The organism is Streptomyces sp. NPDC050416 (assembly GCF_044458845.1).
In the GTDB taxonomy this organism is placed as follows: domain Bacteria; phylum Actinomycetota; class Actinomycetes; order Streptomycetales; family Streptomycetaceae; genus Streptomyces.
In genome coordinates this window covers 17,897-38,046 of the sequence record NZ_JBITII010000009.1, presented here as the reverse complement: position 1 = coordinate 38,046, position 20,150 = coordinate 17,897, and the positions used below count along the sequence as shown (strand labels likewise).

General features: G+C 70.3%; 16 protein-coding genes and 1 pseudogene. 4 read left to right on the top strand and 13 right to left on the bottom strand.

The features are described 5' to 3' along the window. Window positions 1-132: 132 nt before the first annotated feature. Window positions 133-1,476, bottom strand: coding sequence for a UDP-glucose dehydrogenase family protein (locus tag ACIBL4_RS26465; RefSeq protein WP_399414228.1), 1,344 nt, complete (start codon window positions 1,474-1,476; stop codon window positions 133-135). 185 nt (window positions 1,477-1,661) lie between these two features. Between ACIBL4_RS26465 and ACIBL4_RS26460 the strand changes: the two genes are divergently transcribed. Next, complete coding sequence (locus tag ACIBL4_RS26460; RefSeq protein WP_399414226.1) at window positions 1,662-2,819, top strand: acyl-CoA dehydrogenase family protein; 1,158 nt, start codon at window positions 1,662-1,664, stop codon at window positions 2,817-2,819. A 109-nt stretch (window positions 2,820-2,928) separates the two neighbouring features. Here ACIBL4_RS26460 and ACIBL4_RS26455 read toward each other — a convergent pair. From ACIBL4_RS26455 to ACIBL4_RS26445, 3 genes and pseudogenes are all read right to left on the bottom strand, one after another. Next, window positions 2,929-3,190, bottom strand: a pseudogene (locus ACIBL4_RS26455) (haloalkane dehalogenase); the annotation flags it as partial. A gap of 40 nt (window positions 3,191-3,230) precedes the next feature. Continuing rightward, complete coding sequence (locus ACIBL4_RS26450; RefSeq protein ID WP_399414224.1) at window positions 3,231-3,635, bottom strand: pyridoxamine 5'-phosphate oxidase family protein; 405 nt, start codon at window positions 3,633-3,635, stop codon at window positions 3,231-3,233. After that, a complete protein-coding gene (locus ACIBL4_RS26445) occupies window positions 3,632-4,324 on the bottom strand; it encodes an NAD(P)-dependent oxidoreductase (protein ID WP_399414222.1) in 693 nt (230 codons plus the stop codon). Before ACIBL4_RS26445 ends, ACIBL4_RS26450 begins: the two co-directional genes overlap by 4 nt. A gap of 76 nt (window positions 4,325-4,400) precedes the next feature. On the opposite strand from ACIBL4_RS26445, the gene ACIBL4_RS26440 reads away from it, so the two are divergent. Further along, window positions 4,401-5,057, top strand: a complete 657-nt coding sequence (locus ACIBL4_RS26440) for a TetR/AcrR family transcriptional regulator (RefSeq protein ID WP_399414220.1) — start codon at window positions 4,401-4,403, stop codon at window positions 5,055-5,057. A gap of 187 nt (window positions 5,058-5,244) precedes the next feature. On the opposite strand, the gene ACIBL4_RS26435 is transcribed toward ACIBL4_RS26440, so the two are convergent. After that, on the bottom strand, window positions 5,245-5,802 hold the full coding sequence (locus ACIBL4_RS26435; RefSeq protein WP_356927609.1) for an acyl-CoA thioesterase: 558 nt from the start codon (window positions 5,800-5,802) through the stop codon (window positions 5,245-5,247). Between the two features lie 119 nt (window positions 5,803-5,921). On the opposite strand from ACIBL4_RS26435, the gene ACIBL4_RS26430 reads away from it, so the two are divergent. Then, entirely contained in the window at window positions 5,922-7,223 is a 1,302-nt protein-coding gene (locus tag ACIBL4_RS26430; RefSeq protein WP_399414218.1) for an LCP family protein, read from the top strand. 58 nt (window positions 7,224-7,281) lie between these two features. Here ACIBL4_RS26430 and ACIBL4_RS26425 read toward each other — a convergent pair whose 3' ends face one another. After that, on the bottom strand, window positions 7,282-7,644 hold the full coding sequence (locus ACIBL4_RS26425; protein ID WP_399414215.1) for a four-helix bundle copper-binding protein: 363 nt from the start codon (window positions 7,642-7,644) through the stop codon (window positions 7,282-7,284). A 122-nt stretch (window positions 7,645-7,766) separates the two neighbouring features. Next, window positions 7,767-9,128: an LCP family protein gene (locus ACIBL4_RS26420; RefSeq protein ID WP_399414213.1), complete on the bottom strand. Its 1,362-nt coding sequence runs from the start codon at window positions 9,126-9,128 to the stop codon at window positions 7,767-7,769. Window positions 9,129-9,375: 247 nt separating this feature from the next. Here ACIBL4_RS26420 and ACIBL4_RS26415 point away from each other — a divergent pair, with 247 nt between their 5' ends. After that, window positions 9,376-10,434, top strand: a complete 1,059-nt coding sequence (locus tag ACIBL4_RS26415; RefSeq protein ID WP_399414211.1) for a glycosyltransferase family 2 protein — start codon at window positions 9,376-9,378, stop codon at window positions 10,432-10,434. A 50-nt stretch (window positions 10,435-10,484) separates the two neighbouring features. Here ACIBL4_RS26415 and ACIBL4_RS26410 read toward each other — a convergent pair whose 3' ends face one another. From ACIBL4_RS26410 to ACIBL4_RS26385, 6 genes are all read right to left on the bottom strand, one after another. After that, the gene (locus ACIBL4_RS26410; RefSeq protein WP_399414209.1) at window positions 10,485-12,086 is read right to left on the bottom strand and encodes an LCP family protein; all 1,602 of its coding nucleotides are present in this window, start codon (window positions 12,084-12,086) and stop codon (window positions 10,485-10,487) included. A gap of 90 nt (window positions 12,087-12,176) precedes the next feature. After that, entirely contained in the window at window positions 12,177-13,877 is a 1,701-nt protein-coding gene (locus ACIBL4_RS26405) for an LCP family protein (RefSeq protein WP_399414207.1), read from the bottom strand. 227 nt (window positions 13,878-14,104) lie between these two features. Then, a complete protein-coding gene (locus ACIBL4_RS26400; protein WP_399414205.1) occupies window positions 14,105-15,724 on the bottom strand; it encodes an LCP family protein in 1,620 nt (539 codons plus the stop codon). Between the two features lie 74 nt (window positions 15,725-15,798). Further along, window positions 15,799-17,580 carry an LCP family protein gene (locus ACIBL4_RS26395; RefSeq protein WP_399414203.1) on the bottom strand — a complete coding sequence of 594 codons (1,782 nt, stop codon included), beginning with the start codon at window positions 17,578-17,580 and terminating at the stop codon, window positions 15,799-15,801. Window positions 17,581-17,820: 240 nt separating this feature from the next. Then, window positions 17,821-19,041, bottom strand: coding sequence for an LCP family protein (locus ACIBL4_RS26390; RefSeq protein ID WP_399414201.1), 1,221 nt, complete (start codon window positions 19,039-19,041; stop codon window positions 17,821-17,823). Window positions 19,042-19,329: 288 nt separating this feature from the next. Continuing rightward, the gene (locus ACIBL4_RS26385; RefSeq protein ID WP_399414199.1) at window positions 19,330-20,085 is read right to left on the bottom strand and encodes a TIGR03089 family protein; all 756 of its coding nucleotides are present in this window, start codon (window positions 20,083-20,085) and stop codon (window positions 19,330-19,332) included. Window positions 20,086-20,150: the final 65 nt, after the last annotated feature.

Sequence of the window (20,150 nt, the reverse complement as noted above, 5' to 3'; positions counted from 1 at the left end):
ACAGAAAATCCGCGCTGATCCGCCCGTTTCTTCACGGACCCCACGAGAATTCCCGAATCTCCCGCAAAGCCATCAGGAATTCATGGAACGCGGACCGGAATTCGAGGAGCCGTCCGCGACGCGGCCCTCGACTCAGGCGGTCGGCCGCCCCATCGCCCGGTACGTCCACCCGGCCTTGCGCCAGCGCTCCGGGTCGAGGGCGTTGCGGCCGTCGAGGATGACCCGGGCCGCCGCGACCTCGCCGAGGGCCTCCTCGTCCAGCTCGCGGAACTCCCGCCACTCCGTCAGGTGCAGCACGATGTCGGCACCGCGCACCGCCTCCAGCGCCGAGTCGGCGTACCCGAGGGTCGGGAAGACGCGGCGGGCGTTGTCCATGCCCTTGGGGTCGTAGACCGTGACCTGGCCGCCCTGGAGGTGGATCTGCCCGGCGACGTTCAGCGCGGGGGAGTCCCGGACGTCGTCCGAGTCGGGCTTGAAGGTCGCGCCCAGGACGGCGACGCGCTTGCCGAGGAACGGCCCGCCGCCCAGCGCCTGCCGGGTCAGCTCGACCATCTGCCCGCGCTGGCGCATGTTGATGGAGTCGATCTCCCGCAGGAAGGTCAGCGCCTGGTCCGCGCCCAGCTCACCGGCGCGCGCCATGAACGCCCGGATGTCCTTCGGCAGACAGCCGCCGCCGAAGCCGATCCCGGCCCGCAGGAACTTCTTGCCGATCCGGTCGTCGTAGCCGATGGCCTCCGCCAGCTTGGCGACGTCACCGCCCGCGGCCTCGCACACCTCCGCCATCGCGTTGATGAAGGAGATCTTCGTCGCGAGGAAGGAGTTCGCGGAGGTCTTCACCAGCTCGGCGGTCGGGAAGTCCGTCACCACGAACGGCGAGCCCTCGGCGATCGGCGTGGCGTACACCTCGCGCAGCAGCTTCTCGGCGCGCTCGCTGCGCACGCCCACCACGATCCGGTCGGGGTGCAGCGTGTCCTTGACGGCGAAGCCCTCGCGCAGGAACTCCGGGTTCCACGCCAGCTCGGCGCCTTCGCCGGCCGGCGCGTGCGCGGACAGGTAGGCCGCCAGCCGGTCGGCGGTGCCGACGGGCACGGTCGACTTGCCGACGACCAGGGCGGGACCGTGCAGATGCGGGGCGAGTGAGGCGAACGCGGAGTCGACGTAACTCATGTCGGAGGCGTACTCGCCGTGCCGCTGCGGGGTGTTCACGCAGACGAAGTGCACATCGCCGAACGCGCCGACCTCGGCCCAGTCCTGAGTGAAGCGCAGCCGCCCGCTGGCGCCCTCGATCCCCGCGACATGCCGCCGCAGCAACTCGTCGAGCCCCGGCTCGTACATCGGGGCCTCGCCGCGCTCCAGCTTCTCGATCTTCTCGGGTACGACGTCGAGGGCGAGCACCTCGAAGCCGAGCTCGGCCATGGCCGCCGCGTGTGTCGCGCCGAGATAACCGGTGCCGATCACGGTGATCTTCAGGGCCATGGGTGCTCCAGAGGTCTACGGCAGGTGCGCGCCCGAGCATATCCGGGGCATGGGAGCGCGCTTAACGGGGCAACTTTCCCGCTGTCGTCTAGGTCACGTATCCCTCCTGTGGGCGAGCCCATAAACTTTTGATTACTTAACGGTAGTTAGCGCCACCATCGCAGCGTTTTGGAGCGTGAGAGACCTTGGCCGGATCGGCTGACTTCGACCTGTACCGCCCGTCCGAGGAGCACGACATGCTCCGCGACGCCGTCCGCTCACTGGCCGAGGCGAAGATCGCGCCGTACGCCGCCGCGGTGGACGAGGAGGCCCGCTTCCCGCGCGAGGCGCTCGAGGCACTGGTCGCGAACGACCTGCACGCCGTGCACGTACCCGAGGAGTACGGCGGCTCGGGCGCCGACGCCCTGGCGACCGTCATAGTGATCGAGGAGGTCGCGCGCGTCTGCGCCTCCTCCTCCCTCATCCCCGCGGTGAACAAGCTGGGCTCGCTCCCCGTGATCCTCTCCGGCTCCGAAGAGCTGAAGAAGAAGTACATGGCCCCGCTCGCCAAGGGCGACGGCATGTTCTCGTACTGCCTGTCCGAGCCGGACGCCGGCTCCGACGCCGCCGGTATGAAGACGAAGGCCGTCCGCGACGGCGACTTCTGGGTCCTCAACGGCGTGAAGCGCTGGATCACCAACGCGGGCGAGTCCGAGTACTACACGGTGATGGCGGTGACGGACCCGTCGAAGCGCTCGAAGGGCATCTCGGCCTTCGTCGTCGAGAAGTCGGACGAGGGCGTCTCCTTCGGCGCCCCGGAGAAGAAGCTCGGCATCAAGGGCTCCCCGACCCGCGAGGTCTACCTCGACAACGTCCGCATCCCCGCCGACCGCATGATCGGCGAGGAAGGCACCGGCTTCGCCACGGCGATGAAGACCCTCGACCACACCCGCATCACCATCGCCGCCCAGGCCCTCGGCATCGCCCAGGGCGCCCTCGACTACGCCAAGGGCTACGTCCAGGAGCGCAAGCAGTTCGGCAAGCCGATCGCCGACTTCCAGGGCATCCAGTTCATGCTCGCCGACATGGCCATGAAGATCTCGGCCGCCCGCGCCCTGACCTACCAGGCCGCCGCCGCCTCCGAGCGCGGCGACGCCGACCTCACCTACCTGGGCGCCGCCGCCAAGTGCTTCGCCTCGGACGTGGCGATGGAGGCCACCACGGACGCCGTCCAGCTCCTCGGCGGCTACGGCTACACGCGGGACTACCCGGTGGAGCGCATGATGCGCGACGCCAAGATCACGCAGATCTACGAGGGCACGAACCAGGTCCAGCGCATCGTGATGGCGCGCAACCTCCCCTAGCAGAGGTTTTGCAGGTCACAGGCCCCCGGCGTCTTCATGCCGGGGGCCGTTCGCTGCCGAGCGACTGCACTCGGGCGCAGGCCCAGGCATTGATCGCCGCGGCCAGTTCCCCGGGGCGGGTCCTCCGGGGAGTAGTGGCCGGCCGTCCCGCCGCCGGGAACTCGTCTCCGACGAGCGGCTTGACGATCGTCTCCGTGAAGGCCAGCCCGAGGACGGTGCCAGCGACGCGGGCGGCTCGGTCGAAGGCGTGTGCGTCGCCCCAGCCGTGGCCGACGAGGACGGCCTCGTCGAGGCCGAGGGCGTCGAACCAGGGCATCGAGGTAGCGGGCGTGGTCGTCGAATGAGCAGGCGAGGTCGGGCTTGCCGGACTCGCGGTAGTGGAGGGCGGCACTTCGCTTTCCCCGCGGGGAGTCAGAGGTTGAGGCTCAGGACGTGGTCGACGGCGATCTCGACGACGACCAGGTCCAGCGGGGCGGGCGGGGCCGTGCGGTAGCGGACGGTGTAGCGGTGGACCGCCTCCGCCAGGCGTGCGGGGGCGTCGGTGACGGCGGCTCGGCCTTCGAGGGTGACCCAGCGGAGGCCGTCCGCCTGGCAGAGCGCGACGCGGGCCGCCGGACCGCCCGCCGCCACGTTCCGGGCCTTGCGGGCTCCCGCCCGGGTGGTCACCCGGGCCAGGGCGGTGGCCGAGTCGAAGGTGAAGCGGACGGGGGTGACGTGCGGGGTGCCGTCGGGGCGCAGGGTGGTGAAGGCGGCCGTGTGGGGAAGAGTGAGGAACGCTCGAGCGGTGGCCGGGAGTTCGACGGTCGCCCCGCTCACCTCTTCTTCACGCCCTCGTTCCAGATCAGCTTGGCGATGTTCGGCTTCACGGCCGTGGTAATGACGCCCATGGCCGTACGGACGTACCGCCGCTCCTCCAGTTCGCGCACCATGCTCGCGGCGAGGTCGGCACGGGCGGTGAAGACGCCGTCGGCGCTGGTCTCGGCGGTGTGGTAATCCGTGACGACGGGGTGCTCGAAGAGGCCCGAGGGGCGGACAAGGGTCCAGTCGAGGCCCGTCTGACGGATCACGGCCTCCATGCGGCGCATGTCCTCGTGGAGCGTGCGGCCGAGGCGCCGGTTCACCAGCGGGTCGAGCACATGGTTGAAGAAGCGCTCTCCGGTGGGACGCCATCTCGGGTCGGCGATGCTGGAGCTGACGGCGAGCAGCCGCTTGATGCCGTGGCGGGCCATGGCTCCGGTGATCACGGTGGCGCTCGCCGAGTACGTGGTGATGGTCTCCCTGCTGAAACGCGCGCCCAACGCGGAGAGGACGGCGTCCGTCCCGGCGATCGCGGCGTCGACGGCCGCCGGGTCGGTGGCGTCGGCGACGGCCACGGTGAGGCCGGGTCGTGCAGAGAGGGAGCCGGGGCGGCGGGTCACGGCGACGACCTCGTGGCCGATTGCGAGGGCTTGTTCGGCGAGGTGGCGGCCGGTCGGTCCATTGGCGCCGAAGACTGCGATGCGCATGAGGTCGGGCCATCCCTTCGTGAGGTTGCTGGAACGCCCTTGACTGTGTCGATCGCCAGACGCAGGCTCAACGCTGATGAATAACGCCGCCGCTCCCGCCGCCCGGACCCGAGGCCGTCCCCGCGGCAACCCGCCGACCCGCGAGTCGATCGTCTCGGCGGCCCGCACGCTGTTCCTTGAGCGCGGCTACCAGGGGACCACCCTGCGCGCGGTGGCTGGGGCCGCCGGGGTCGACTCGGCGCTGATCGCGTACCACTTCGGCTCGAAGAAGGGCCTGTTCGCGGACGTGATGCAGTTCCAGTGCGCCAGTGCACTGGCGGTGGACGACGTTCTCGGCGGCGACCCGGCGACCCTCCCCGACCGCCTGATCGACGCGGTGACGGACCTGTGGGAGGACGCCGGCTTCCAACAGCTCACCGCCCAGGGCGATGAGGCCGCCGAGGTGATCCGCGAGTATCTGGAACGCGAGTTGCTGGCCCGGCTTGTTGAATTTCTCGGCGGCCGGGACGCGACCGCCCGCGCCACGGCGGTCGTGACGATCCTCGGCGGCCTCATCTACACGCGCTACCTCAACCCCCTCCCCACCCCCGCCGCCCTGACCCCGGCCGAGACCCGCCACATCCTCGCCCCGGTGCTCCACGCGGCGCTGATCCCGAGACCGCGCAGCGCGGCAACCACCAGAGCAGGCCGTCCGGGCTCGCCGGCCTACGGGGGAGGCGCCGTCCGGCCTTGACCACCTCAGCGCCTGGCGGTGCACGGAGATATCGCTCAGCGGTTCGACCCTGCCGCGCGGGCGAGGCCCGGTCGGTCCCGCCCCCTCCGCCTGACCGCGCTCGCGGACGGACGCCTGCTCCCCGACGGGGGAGGCGGGCAGGGGCTCGAGATGAAAAGGTGAGCCTCCCGCCCCGCGGGAGGCTCAGTCAGTCCTCGAACCCCTCCGCCGCCCGCTTCTCCCGCAGTTCCATGATCGCCCGGCGGCGGGCCAGGCGGTGGGTGCGGCGGATCTGGGCCTCCTGGTAGCGGCGCTTGTCGCGCTCCGTCTCCGGGAGGACCGGGGGGACCCGGCGGGGCTTGCCGTCGGCGTCGACGGCCGCGAAGACGAGGTAGGCGGAGCCGACCTGCGTGGGCGGGGCCGACTCGTTCCAGCGCTCGGCCAGGACGCGGACACCGACCTCCATGGACGTGCGGCCGGTCCAGTTGACCTGCGCCTTGACGTGGACCAGGTCACCGACGCGGACCGGCTCCAGGAACGCCATCTCGTCCATGGACGCCGTCACCGCCGGCCCGCCGGAGTGCCGCCCGGCCACGGCACCCGCCGCGTCGTCGACCAGCTTCATGATCACGCCGCCGTGCACCGTCCCCAGAAGGTTGGTGTCGTTGTGGGTCATGATGTGGCTGAGGGTGGTGCGGGAGGCCGAAGTCGGCTTGCCCGGGATATCCGCAGTGCCGGAATCCGCAGCTGAGGCCTGGTCTGTCATGGCCCCTACCTTATGCCGAGGCGGTATGAGGGGGTTTTGTGTCAGCTTCGCCACAGCCGTGCTCTGATTTTCCGACGACTCTTGTATGGCGTACCACCGGGACCTGCACACTGGGGCGCATGAATGACTGGCCCGAGGGATTCTCCGGTGACAACCGCGGCAACCGCTACGGACGCGGCAGCTCGAGCGCACAGCCCGAGAGCGCCCGTGTCATGCGGCAGGTCCGCCGCGGTCCGGCGGCGTCGCCCGGGCAGGCCGGCTACGGCGGCGCCCCGCCGTACCAGGGCGGAGTGCCGCAGCAGCCGTCGTACGTCGACGGCGGCTACGCCGAGCCGCCGAGCGGCTACGACAGCGGCTACAACACCGGCCAGGTCTACGGCGCACCCGGCGGCAGGGGCCCCGGCGGCCCGGGCGACGGCATGTACGAGCCGCGCCCCGCGCCGAACTGGCGCCGCCGTATCAAGGTGACGACCATCACGCTCGTGACGGTGCTCGTCGTGACGAGCGTCGCCACGTACTTCTGGGCCGACTCCAAGCTCAACCGCGACGTCGACCTGTCGAAGGTCATCGACCGGCCGGAGGCGGGCGAGGGCACGAACTACCTGATCGTCGGTTCCGACAGCCGCGCGGGCATGTCGGCCGAGGAGAAGAAGAAGCTGCACACCGGGTCCGCCGAGGGCAAGCGCACGGACTCGATGATGATCCTGCACACCGGCGGCAACGGCCCGACGCTGATCTCGCTGCCGCGTGACTCGAACGTCACGATCCCGTCGTACAAGGGCTCCGACTCCGGCAAGCTCTACCCGGCCACCGGCCGCCAGACGAAGCTGAACGCGGCGTACGCGGAGGACGGACCGGAGCTGCTCGTCCGTACCGTCGAGGCCAACACGGGCCTGCACATCGACCACTACGTGGAGATCGGCTTCGGCGGCTTCGCGAACATCGTGGACGCGGTCGGCGGCGTCGAGATGGACATCCCGCAGGACATCAAGGACACCAAGTCGGGCGCGGACCTGAAGAAGGGCAAGCAGACCCTCAACGGCGAGCAGGCCCTCGCCTTCGTCCGCACCCGCTACGCGCTCGCCGGCTCCGACCTGGACCGTACGAAGAATCAGCAGAAGTTCCTCTCCGCGCTGGCCAACCAGGTCGCCACCCCGAGCACGATCCTCAACCCGTTCAAGCTGTACCCGACCATGGGCGCGGGCCTGGACTCCCTCGTGGTCGACAAGGACATGGGCCTGTTCGACCTGGCATCCATGTTCTGGGCGATGAAGGGCGTCAGCGGCGGCGAGGGCAAGTCGATGAACATGCCGATCGCGGGCAACTCCGCGAACGGCAACCTCCAGTGGGACACCGCGAAGGTGAAGACGCTGGTCGACCAGCTGAAGAACGACGAGGCGGTCACCGTCTCGGGCAACTGAGCACCGGCATGCGTCGGGGGCACCCACGGGGGTGCCCCCGACTGCTGTGAGGCGGTGCTCACATCGTGGCGGCCGACATCGACCGGCACATCTCGGCGCAGCGGCGACACGCCTCGGCGCAGCGCATCATCTGGGCGTCGTCCGGCAGGGACATACACGCCTCGGCGCACATGTCACAGGCCCGGGCGCACATCGCGCACATCTCGGCCGACAGCGGCGAGCGCCGCATCATCATGTCGGCGCACATGCGCGTCATCTCGGCGCAGTCCATGACCGCGCGCATGATCTGCATCTGGGCCTGGCCGCCCATCTGCAGGCAGGAGCTCATGGTCTCCTCGCACACGCTGTGGCAGGTCATGCACGCCTGGACGCAGTCCTGCATCTCCTTGCTCAGCGGGGGCATGGTGGCTTGCTGGGTCATGATTCCTCCCGGGCGGGGTGTGAGGGCCGGGGCCGGCCCTCGTGCCCTTCCGTCCTACGCCTGCCGGGGCCCGACCGCCACGGGGCGGAGGGAAGGAATCCACCATGCGTGCGTCACGGTCCCTACGGGCACGCCACCTCATCGCCGCGGACCACCCCGAACTCGCCCTGCCCCGGGTCCTCGGCCCGCACCTTGCGGACGCGCTCGAAATCCGCGCCCGCGATGACCTTCAGGGTCGCGCCCAGGCCCTTGACCGGGCGGAGCTCGCTGCCCGGCAGGGCCGTGGCGAGGGACTTGGCCGAGCGGTCCCAGCGGGGGTCGTGGGCGATGATCGTGCGCTTGACGTCACGGACGGCGGCGTTCACCGGGGCCCGGGTCGTCCGGAAACCCGTCGAGGCCAGGGCCGCGTCCACCCGGCGGCCCAGTCCGGGCGTGCGCGTGCCGTTCTCCACCTGGACGCGGATCTGCTGAGGGGCGACCGAGACGATACGGGCCGCGCCGCGCGCCCGGTGCACGGACAGCGGCTGGTCCTCGCGCAGGGCGTGGAAGAGCCGCTCCGCCTTCACGGGGTCCCACTTGAGCGTGGAGCCGACGCCCTTCACGGCGTATCCCATCCGCCCGATCGGGACGGTCGTGAACTCGGAGGAGGAGGGGGAGAAGTTCCGCATGGCCCGGCCCAGGTCCAGCATCTCGTCCGTGCCGAAGCCCTTGTCGGCGCGCACCGAGCCGAGCACGGCCCGGGTCACGTCCCGGAACTTCATCGGGTTGAGGAGCATCCCCGAGGAGGTGATCCGCTCCACGAGCGCCGCCATGAAGCGCTGCTGCCGTTTCATCCGGCCGAGGTCCGACGCCCCGTCGATGTGCCGGGCGCGTACGTACTGGAGCGCCTGCCCGCCCGCCAGCGTGTGCCGTCCGGGCGGGAGGTTCAGGCCGGTGTAGCTGTCCTTCAGGGGATCCGCCGTGCAGATCTGTACGCCCCCGACCACGTCGACCGTCCTCATGAAGCTGGTGAAGTCGACCTCCAGGTAGTGGTCGATCTTCACCTTCGTCATGCTCTCGACCGTCCGCACGGTCAGCTGCGGCCCGCCCTCGGCGTACGCCGCGTTCAGCCTGACCGGGTGCCCGCCGTGCCGTTTGCCCGTCGTTCGGTCGACGTGCGCGGGCATCACGGCGTAGGAGTCGCGCGGCAGGCTCACCACACTCGCCCGCTCCCGGTCCTCCGAGATGTGCACGATCATGATCGTGTCGGTGCAGTGGCAGGGCGCCCCGCCCAGCCGGTACTTCCGCCGCTCCTCCTCGCTGATCTTCTCGCGGCCGTCGGTGCCGACCAGCAGCACGTTCATGCCGTGGCCCGCCCGCGGCCGGTTCTTCATGTCCTTGAAGGGGTCGACCCGGGCGATGTCCGCGTCCAGGCTGGTCATCACCGCGTGCCCGATACCGGCGGACGCGAGGACCACCACGGACAGGGTGGTGACCATGCGCATGCCCCAGCGCGGCCTCCGACGCCGTGCGGGCGGCGCGGGCCTGCGCGGGTGCCCGGGGGTAGGCTGCGGGCGGCGCTGCGGGGCGGCGGTGGACCGAGGGGACCGCGGCGGCGTGGGCAAGGGGACACCTCCGGACGACGGCCGTGTGTGGGATCCGTAAAACCGTAGGCCGATACGATCTGCGGCCCGGGGTCTCGCCCCTGCGGCGCGCACCGGTGTCCCCCGTTCGCGGTAACGTGAGGCCCCTATGAACGCCAATCCCGACGCGCGGCTCCCCGCCGTTTCCGTGATCATGCCCGTCCTCAACGAGGAACGGCATCTGCGGGGAGCAGTCCAAGCGATCCTCGCGCAGGAGTACGGCGGCGAGATGGAGGTCGTGATCGCCCTCGGTCCGTCCACGGACCGCACGGACGAGATCGCCGCCGAGCTCGTGGCCGAAACTGCGTCTCTCAAAAGCAAGCGCGTGCACACCGTCCCCAACCCCACCGGCCGTACGCCTGCGGCGCTGAACGCGGCGATCAACGCCTCCCGCCACCCGATCGTCGTCCGCGTCGACGGGCACGGCATGCTCTCGCCCAACTACATCGCCACCGCCGTACGGCTCCTGGAGGAGACCGGCGCGCAGAACGTCGGCGGCATCATGCACGCCGAGGGCGAGAACGACTGGGAGCGCGCGGTCGCCGCCGCGATGACCTCGAAGATAGGAGTCGGCAACGCCTCCTTCCACACGGGCGGCGAGGCGGGCCCGGCCGAGACCGTCTACCTCGGGGTGTTCCGGCGCGAGGCGCTGGAGCAGCAGGGCGGCTACAACGTGGAGTTCATCCGCGCCCAGGACTGGGAGCTGAACTTCCGGATCAGGGAGGCCGGGGGGCTCATCTGGTTCTCGCCCGAGCTGAAGGTGTCCTACCGGCCGCGGCCGAGCGTGAAGGCGCTCGCCAAGCAGTACAAGGACTACGGCCGCTGGCGGCACGTCGTCGCCCGCTACCACGAGGGCTCGATCAACCTGCGCTACCTCGCCCCGCCGACCGCCGTGTGCGCGATCGCGGCCGGGATCCTGGTGGGCGCGCTGCTGACGCCGTGGGGCTTCGTCGTGCCCGGCGGCTATCTCGCGGCGATCCTGCTCGGCTCGGTCCCGGCGGGCAAGGGGCTGCCGCTGAAGGCGCGGCTCCAGATCCCCGTGGCGCTCGCCACCATGCACATGTCGTGGGGCTGGGGCTTCCTGACGAGCCCGCGGTCGCTGGCGAAGAAGGTCATCGCGTCCCGGCGTCCGGCGGTCCGGGCGGACGCGGACGCGACCGCCGCCTGACGCACACCGCACGCGTGCGGGCCCCTCCCCACGGGAGGGGCCCGTTTCCGTCACCAGGTGAAGTTCGGGTTCACGTGCATACAGGCCTTGTCGTCCGCGCCGTTGAGCGCGTCGGCCGACTTCGGGGTCTTGTTGTTCCGCTTCGGCGCCTTGTAGTCCGCGCCCTCCCGCCAGTCGGCGCCCACGACGAGCGTGACGCCGGAGACATCGGTCGACCGCTTGACCGAACTCAGTGGAATCCCCAGGGCCTTGGCGATCCGCTGGGCATCGCCCTCCAGGTCCGCGCTCGGGTAGCGGACGACGGTCCGCTCCTCGCTCCACGAGCCGGTGGTGTCGGCGACGGCCTGGGCGAAGCCATGCTCCTTCAGCAGCCCGGCCACCGTGCTCGCACGCCCGCGTGCCGCGGCCAGGGTGTCGGTCCGGGTGCCGTTGCGGACCTGGACGGGGATCTCGTCGTCGGCCGCGGCCGGGTCGGAGGAGGCCTTCTCCGCAGCCTTCTTCCCCTCCTCGTCCTTGCCGTCCAGCGCGATGTCCTCCCGCACCAGCCGGAACAGCTGCTCGGCGTCCTCCGTGGGCTCCACGCGGGCGCCGACGTACCGGTTGGGCATCGTGGTCATGGTGATGCGGGCCGGCTCGACCTTGCGCAGCTCGTCGCTGAGGTCGTAGAGCTTCTTGACGGTGTCGAGGCCGGGGTCGACGGTCAGCGCCCGGGTGGCCTCCTCGGCCAGTCTGCGGAGCTTGTTCGGGCTGCTGAGCGTGGCGTTCTCGCGCAACTGGCGGACCATCGCGTTCATGTACATGTGCTGGGCCTTGGCGCGGGCGAGGTCGCTGCCGTCCTCGAAGCCGTAGCGGGTGCGCAGCCACTGGAGGGCCTGCTCGCCCTGGATGTACGAGGTGCCCTTCTCCAGTTTCAGGCCCGAGCCCTTGCCGTCGGAGGTGCGGGAGTGGATGTTGGCGTCGACGCACACCGGGACGCCGCCGACGGCGTCGGCCATGGACACCACGCCGGCGAAGTCGACCATGATGAAGTGGTCGATGTGGATGCCGGTGAGCTCCTGCCAGGTGGCCACCGTGCAGCCGGGGCCGCCGTTTCCGAGGCTCTGGTTGGTCATCGTCCGCCCCTGGGTTCCCGGGTACACCTTCCCGTCGTCCGGGTCGGTGCACTTCGGGATCTTCACGAGCGTGTCGCGGGGCATGCTGATGACCGACATGTTGCTGCGGTCGGCGGACAGGTGCAGCAGCATCTGCACGTCCGCCAGCGGCGCGGCGCCGAACGTCTCACGGGCGCCGCCGAGTTTCTGGTTCTCCTTGCTGTCCCGCGCGTCCGAGCCGATGAGCAGGATGTTCAGCGGGGTCTGCCCGGCGGCGTTCGGCGTCGGGGCGGCGACCTTGTGGTCGCCGAGGTTCAGCGCGTCCTTCTTGATGTTGCCGTTGAGGTGCCGGTAGTAGAGGTATCCGGCCCCGGCCGTCCCGAGTATGAGGACGGCGAGCACGGCCGCGGACCACCGCAGCAGCCGCCGGGTACGCCGAGGCCGGCCCTCGCCGCTGTGACCGCCGGGGGTGCCGCCCGTCGCCGACGTGGTCTCACCCGGGCCCGGCTCCCGGCGGACGCCCTGCCGCGACTCGTTCTCCCGCACACCGCTCTGCGTCACTTCCCGGTCCTTCCCGGCCCCCGCACACGCAACAGGCCCGTCCTGCCTCCTGTTAGACGCACGACGGGCCGGTCAGTTGCCCTCAGCGGGTCAACTCGCGCACTTCACCTTGTCGGCGGTGGACTTCTCCACGTCCGCCTTCTCGACCGGGGCGTCGAGCTTCACGCCGGCGCCCTTGAAGTCCTTGCCGAGGGTCAGGGTCATGGCGGGCAGGCCCTGGGCGTTGGTCACGCTCTCGCCGGGCTTCAGCGCCGACCCGGACAGGCCCATGATGTCGGCGAGGCGGCGGGCCTGGTCGGCCTGGTCGGGGGCGTACTCCAGCGTGGTCTTCGCCAGCTCGGCGGGCGCGTTCCCGCCGTTCTCCGACTTGGTCACGCCCTCCTCGACCTGGAGGTACTGGAGGGTCTTCTGCGCGGCACCGGAGACGGCACTGCCGTTGAGGACCCGGACCCGGACCTCGGAGGCCGGTGCCTTGGTGCCCTTCAGCCGCGCGGCCTCGGCGTCCTTCTCCTTCTTCTTCTGCTCCTTGACCTCGGTGAACGAGACGTCGTTCCGTATCATGTCGAACACCTGAGGAGCCTTCGACTCGTCGAGGACGACCGTCGCCTTCACCGTCTCCGCCGGGTTGTCCTTCACCGGGACGGTCGTGAAGGCGATGTTCTTCGTCGGCACCTTCTTCAGCTCCAGGGCGATGTCCTTGAGCGTGCCGACGCTGCCGATGGCCTGGTCCACGGTCAGTGCCTTGGTCGCGGCCTCGGCCAGCTTCAGCAGCTTCGAGGGGCTGGTGAGGGTGTCACCGGAGGACATCTTGCGCATGAGCGAGCCCAGGAACTGCTGCTGCACCTTGATCCGGTCCAGATCGCCGCTGTTGCCGAAGCTCTTGCGGGTACGGACGAACGCGAGGGCCTGCTCGCCCTCGACCTTCGACGGGCCTGCGGGCAGGACGAGTTTGGACTCCTTGTCGTTGACCGGCTTCTCCACACAGACGTCGACCCCGTCCACCGCCGTCGTCAGCGTCTTCACCGCGTTGAAGTCGGCCATCATGAAGTGGTCGACCTGGATGCCGGTGTTCTCCTTCACCGTGCGCATCGTGCAGCCCGGGTCCCGGCCCCCCTCCCCGAGGCTCCGGTTGAAGCGGACGCCCCGCTGGCCCGGGACGATCTTCTCCGAGCCGTCCTCCAGCTTCGTCGGGCAGTCGGGGATGTTCACGATCAGGTCCCGGGGGATGCTGAGCGCGGTCGCGTTGGAGCGGTCCTCGGCGACGTGCAGCAGGATCGTGGTGTCGGCGTGCCCGGAGCTGCCCTTGTCGCCGTAGCCCTCGTTGCCCTCACCGGTGCGCTTGTCCGTGCCGATGATGAGGATGCTGAAGGCCTCGTCCTTGCTGAAGTTGCTGGCGCCCGCGCTGCCGACGTCGGTCGTCGTGACGTTGCCCTCCAGGTGCCGGAGGTAGAAGTAGCCGGCCGCGCCGACCGCGACCAGTACGAACGCCATCGTGCCGCCGGTCCACACCAGCGCCTTCTTCGCCTTCTTGGGCTTGCGCTGCACCGGCCGGCGGCCACCGCGCCGCCCAGGCGGCGGCTCCTCGGGCGCACCGCGCCGCCGGCGCTGGGGCGGAACGTCGGCACGCGTGCCGCCCGCCCTCGTCGGGCGGGTGGATCCGCGTGCCCCGGATACCGGCGACTGCGCACCGGAGGGGTTCAGTCGCAGTTCGTATTCGCCGGTGTTCGGATTGAGTACCCACTGGTCTGCGGGGTCGATCTGGTCCCCCCGGCCACGGCGTTGCGCGTCCACGGTTGTCTGTTTCCTCCGTCGGGGCACGCGGCGCCTTCTCCCCCCGGAAGGCGCACGGGTACTGGTCATCACAGAAGCACTGGATCGCTCACACTATCCGCCCAGTTGAACGTCGATGTGCGCTGAATGACAAATTCAACGTCCATACAATTGGGCAATTCCGTCCAATTCCCTGTGCGGGTGTGGAAGGAAGTCGTCGACCGGCATGCGCGTTGCCACTCCGGTCACTACCAGCGATACGGCGCGTACACGTCCATGCACTTTCCGGTGTCCGAGCCGTTGAGGGCGTCCGCGTCGCCGGGCAAGTCCCCGGCCTTCGGAGCCGGCTGCTTCGGATAGGCCGTACCCGTACGCCAGTCGGTGCCCACGACGACCGTGACGCCGGAGACGTCCGTCGACCGGCGCACCGAACTCGCCGGAATGCCGAGCGACTTGGCGACACGCTGTGCGTCGCCCGCCAGTTCGGCGCTCGGATAGCGCACCAGGGTCCGCTCCTCGGACAGCGCGCCCGAGGTGTCGGCGGCGGCCTTCGTGAAGCCCTTCTCCGCGAGCGACCGCGCGATGGCGCCCGCGCGGCCGGTCACCGGGCCGAGGGTGGTGGAACGTGTGGCGTTCTGCACCAGGACCCCGATCGCGTCGTCCGCGGCGGCGCGGTCCTTGGACGTCTCGGGCTCCTCGGCCGCCTTGGACGCCTTCTTCGCGCCCTTGCCGTCGAAGGGCACGTCGTCGCGGATCATGTCCCACACGCGGTCGGCGTCGGCACCGGCCGGGACCAGGTGGTTGCGGTCCTGCGGGTCCTCGACCGTGGGCAGCGTCGTCATGGTGATGCGGTCCGTCGGGACCGTCTTCAGCTGCATCCCCAGGTCGTACAGCTTCTTCACCGTGCCGAGCTCCTCGGACACGTGCAGCGACTTGGTCGCCGCCTCGGCCAGATCCGTCAGCCGCCCCGTGTCGGTGAAGACGTTCTGCGCCTTGAGCGTGCGGATCATCGAGTTCATGTACATGTGCTGCGCCCTGGCCCGCAGCGGGTCGCTGCCCCAGGCGTGCCGGGTGCGCAGCCACTGGAGGGCCTGCTCGCCCTGGACCTTCTTCCGGCCGGCCGTCAGCTTCAGACCCGAACCGCCGGGCACGCCGGGCAGGGGGCGGTCCCACACGTTCTGCCGCACGCACACCTCGACCCCGCCGATGGCGTCGGCCATCTTCACCACGCCCGCGAAGTCGATCGTCATCCAGTGGTCGACGTAGATCCCGGTGAGGTTCTCCCAGGTCGCCAGCGTGCAGCCCGCTCCGCCCCGGGCCAGCGAGGTGTTGATGATCGTGTTGACCGGCGGGTACGTCCGCCCGGTCTTCGGGTCGGTGCACTTGGGTATGTCGACCCGGGTGTCGCGCGGAATGCTCACCACGGCGGCGCTCTTGCGGTCCGCGGCGAGGTGGATGAGCATCTGCACGTCGGCCAGCGGCGGATTGCCGCGGTCCTTGCGCGCGCCGCCCAGCTTCACGTTCTCGTCGGAGGCACGGCTGTCGGAGCCGATCAGCAGGATGTTCAGGGGCGTCTGCCCGGCCGCGTTCGGGGCGGTCCTGCGCGCCTTGGAGTCGCCGCTGCTGCGCCGGCCCTTCTCGATGTTGCCGTTGAGGTGCTCGTAGTAGAGGTAGCCGGCGCCGGCGGTCGCGAGGATCAGCACGGAGAGGGACGCCGCCGACCAGCGCAGGACGCGGCGCCCGCGGCCCGGCCTGCGGCCTCCCGGGCCGTCGTCGTCGCCCGGCCCGACGGGTCTGCCCGGGACCGGCTCGCCAGGGACGGCCCCCGGCCTGGTCCCCTCCCCGTACACACTGCTGCTCTGTGCCATCTGCTCTTCCCACCCCCGTGTCACCGGACAAGGCCTGCCGTACGCCCTGTGAGACGTACCGCGGGCCCGTCAGGTCACTCGGCGCACTCGACCTTGTCCGCCGTGGACTTCTGAACACCCTCCGGCGCCTTCGACGGAGCGGTGAGGGAAGCGCCCGCACCCTTGAAGTCCTTGCCCAGGGTCAGCGTCATCGCCGGCAGCCCCTGGGCGTTCTCCACGCTCTCGCCCGGCTTCATCGCCGACCCGGACAGCCCCATGATGTCGGCGAGGCGGCGGGCCTGGTCGGCCTGGTCGGGGGCGTACTCGAGCGTCGTCTTCGCCAGCTGCGCGGGCGCGTTGCCGGCGTTCTCCGACTTGGTCACGCCCTCCTCGACCTGGAGCCAGCTGAGCGTCTCCTGGGCGCTGCCGGGGTCGGCGCCGCCGTTGAGGATCCGCACCCGGACGTCGGAGGCCGGGGCCTTGCTGCCCTTCAGGCGGGCGGCCACCGCGGCCGCCTCCTTCTTCTTCTTGTCCTTGACCGCGGTGAAGGAGACGTCGTTCTTGATCATGTCGAAGACCTGGGGGGCCGTCGACTCGTTCAGCACGACCGTGCTCTTGACCTTCTCCGCCGGGTTGTCGATCACCGGGGTCGTGGTGAACGTCAGGTTCTTGGTGTCGAGCTTGCCCAGCTCCAGACCGAGGTCCTTCAGCTTGCCGATGGTGTCCAGCTGAGAGTCGACGGTCAGGGCCTTGGTGCCCGCCTCGGCCAGGTCGAGCATCTTGGAGGGGCTGGTGAGCGTGTCGTTGGATTTCAGCTTGCGCATCAGCGCGCTCAGGAACTGCTGCTGGAGCCCGATCCGGCTCAGGTCGCCGCCAAAACCGACGGCATGCCGGGTCCGTACGAACGCCAGCGCCTGCTCGCCCTCGATGGTGTGCGTGCCCTTGGACAGCTTCAGATGCGAGTCCGGGTCGTCGATGTCCTTGCCCAGACAGACCTCGACCCCGCCCACCGCGCTGGTCAGCGTCTTGACCGCGTTGAAGTCCGCCACCATGAAGTTGTCCGGCTTGACCCCGGTCAGCTCGGTCACGGTCCGCATGGTGCAGCTGGGGGTGCGGCCGTCCTGGCCGAGGCTGGTGTTGAAGCGGACCTTCTGCGTGCCGGGGATGACCTTCTGCGTCCCGTCCTCCTGCGTGGTCGGGCAGTCCGGGACGTCGACGATCAGATCACGCGGGATGCTGAGGGCGGTCGCGTTCGAACGGTCCTTGGAGACGTGCAGCAGGATCGTGGTGTCGGCGTGCCCGACACTGCCCGAGTCGCCGTAGCTCTCGTTGCCCTTGCCGGTGCGCTTGTCCGTGCCGATCAGCAGGATGTTGATGGCCTTGTCCTTCTGGAAGCCACCGGTGCTCGCGCCGTCGTCGGAGACGGACGCGATGTTGCCGTTCAGGTGCTCGATGTAGAAGTACGCGGCGCCCGCACCCGCGACCAGCACGAACGCCATCGTGCCGCCGGTCCACAGCAGGACCTTCTTGCCCTTCGCGGCCTTCTTGGCGGGCCGCCGCCCGCGCCGCCCCGGCAGCGGCTCCTCCGGCACCCCGCGTCGCCTGCGCGGCGGGGCCCCACGGCCGGGCGCATCCGTGTGACTGCCCTCCGGGCGGCTGCCGTCCGTGCGCCTGCCGGCATCCGTGCGCCCCCCGGCCCCCCTGCGGCCGCGCACTGGCGAGGCCCCGTCGGAGGCCGGCGGCCGGCGAGGGCTGGGGACGCCCGACTGCGGTGCGGAAGGGGGCAGTCGCAGTTCGTATTCGCCGGTGTTCGGATTGAGCACCCACTGGTCTGCGGGATCGATATCGTCCGCCCGCCCACGGCCTTGCGCGTCCACGGTTGTCTGTTTCCTCCGTCGGGGCACGCGGCGCCTCCCCCTTCAAGGCGCCCGGGTCTCTGTCACACAGTGCGCGACCTCAGGACCGTCCTCAGAGCCGGGCGCACCGGATCGCTCACATTAACCGCCAAGTTCAGTGCCGAACGACGGCGGTGACAAATTCCACGTCCCTACACCTGGGCAATTCGCCCATTTCTCGGGTGAAGAGTCCATTGCCTTGGAGTGGCCTTGGTGCCCGCTTTACTCACAGGTGTCCTCGGCTGCCGTGTTCCCCCGGAACGTCGGTGGAGGAGAAACGGTGACGGCGGGCCTGGTGAACGGCCCCGGATGCGAATCCCCGTACGACCCGTCACGCGAACCGGTAGGCCTCGGCGGGGCGGAACCGCGTGGCACATTCCCGGCCACCACCACAGGTGTGTCCGTACGCAGCCGCTCGAACAGCCTCTGAGCCTCGGGCTCCACGAGTTGGTCGCGATTCGCGTCGTACGCGTACGACTCCCGGGGAACGGTCAGGAATTGCACACGTCCCATGGGGATGTTGCGCAGCCCCCGCACGAGTTCGTACAAACCACGAAGGCTGGCCAGATCCGGATCCGTTGTGAGAGAGGACGTGGCGGCGTCCAGCACGGGATACAGCTTCGCCGGATTCAGCAGGACGTCATTGCTGCGCACCTTGCTGACGAGTGCCCCGAGGAACCGTTGCTGCCGTTCCATCCGCTCCGTGTCACTGCCGTCACCGAGCGTCTTGCGGGCGCGGACGTAGCCGAGCGCCTGCTCGCCGTCCAGGGTCACCCGTCCGGCGGGGAGCCGCAGCTTGGCCGCCCGGTCGTCGATCGGCTCCCGCAGGCACACCTCCACGCCGTCGACCGCGTCGACCATCTCCTTGAAGCCGTGGAAGTCGACGACGACGTGGTTGTCGACGCGGATGTCGGTGAGCTTCTCGACGGTCCGGATGGTGCAGGCCGAACCGCCCACCTGGAACGCCTGGTTGAACATGGTGAACCGCGGCGCGCTGCGCGACCCGTCCGGGCGCCGGCAGCCCGGCACGTTCACCATCAGGTCCCGGGGCAGGGAGACGGCGGTGGCACTGCCCCGGCCCGCGGACAGGTGCAGCAGGATCGTCGTGTCCGACCGCTCGGTCCCGGAGTCGCGCCCGTAGCGCGCGTTGTCGTCACCCTCGCGCGAGTCGGACCCGATCAGCAGGATGTTCCGCGCGTCCTTGACCAGCGAGGTGGGCCGCTCCTTCTCGTACCGCGCGAGCTCCGCGGCGGCGGCTTCGTCGGGCGTGATGTTCCCGCTGAGCTTCGCGTACACAGCCCATCCGGCCCCGGCGGCCGCGACGACGACACCGGCGAGCCCGAACGCCCCGATCCGCACCCACCGCCGCCGACGCCGCCGCACGAGCCCCGGCCCACTGGCGGACGCCCCCGCCCTCGGCCCGAGCCTCCCGGTGTCGCCCACGACAGAGACCACCCCTCACGACGTACGAACGTGCGCGCGCACTGCTCTTACGACTTTGGCGTGGATGGGGGTCGGGGGTGATGTGAGGATGGGCTGAACGGGGGAGAGGCAGTTCCTGCTGAGCTGCGGGCGCGCATGCCGCCGCCGCTGGCAGTCGTGCCTCCCCCAGTGCCTTAAGGGCCTGGGAGGTGCCCCCAGGCGGCATGGACGGGCGCAGCGGCACCCCGCCACGCCGGGCTGCGCACCCACCCGCCCCCAGCCCTACACCGAGCACCCACCAAACAGGCCCTACCGGGCAATAGCCGTAACCCGCTCGCTCTCCACCCGCTTGTCCAGCACTCCGTCCCCCGCCCGCTCCAGATGCCGGCACAACACCACAGACCCGCCCGTGGCCAACGGCCCGTACAACCCCGCGTTCAACCCCTCCCACGTGTCGTACGGCAACCCCGTCAGAATCCGCGACCCCGGCCCGGTCAACCCCAGCCCCGCCGCCTCCGCCCGAGCCCGCTCGACCACCTCCGCCCCGCTGAACTCCCGCCCCGCCACGATCAGCGCGGGCTCGTCCGGATCCACCGGCGCATACGGAACGAACCGGTCCCCCTGCCCCGGCACCTCCACCGCGTAGTCGACGAACCCCTCGGGCACCTGCGGAAACCGCCCCCCGAGCGGCCGCAGCGCCATCGCGATCCGCGCCCCGGAACACGCCCGCGCAGCTTCCAGCCCGTCCGGCCCGCTCACCACGACATCGGCGGCCCGCGCATCCCCCGACATGTCCGCGACGACTCCCACCGACGAACACGCCAGCAGCCACACCGCCGTCTGCCAGTGCGCGGGCAGCAGCAGCGCCACCCGGTCCCCGGGCTCGACGGACAGCTCGTCCTGGAGGAGGTTGGCGGTCTTGGCCACCCAATTGGCGAAGGTGGCCACGGACAGTTCGACGCGTTCGCCCGTGGCGTCGTCGTAGAAGGTCACCAGGGGGCGTCCCGGATCCGCTGCGAGCGCGGAATTCAGCAGGTCGGCAGGGGTGCGATCGGTGGCGTTCACCCGCGCAAGCGTACGCCGCACCCACGCCGCCGCCCAACGGCCCGACCGCCGTCCGCCGTGAATCC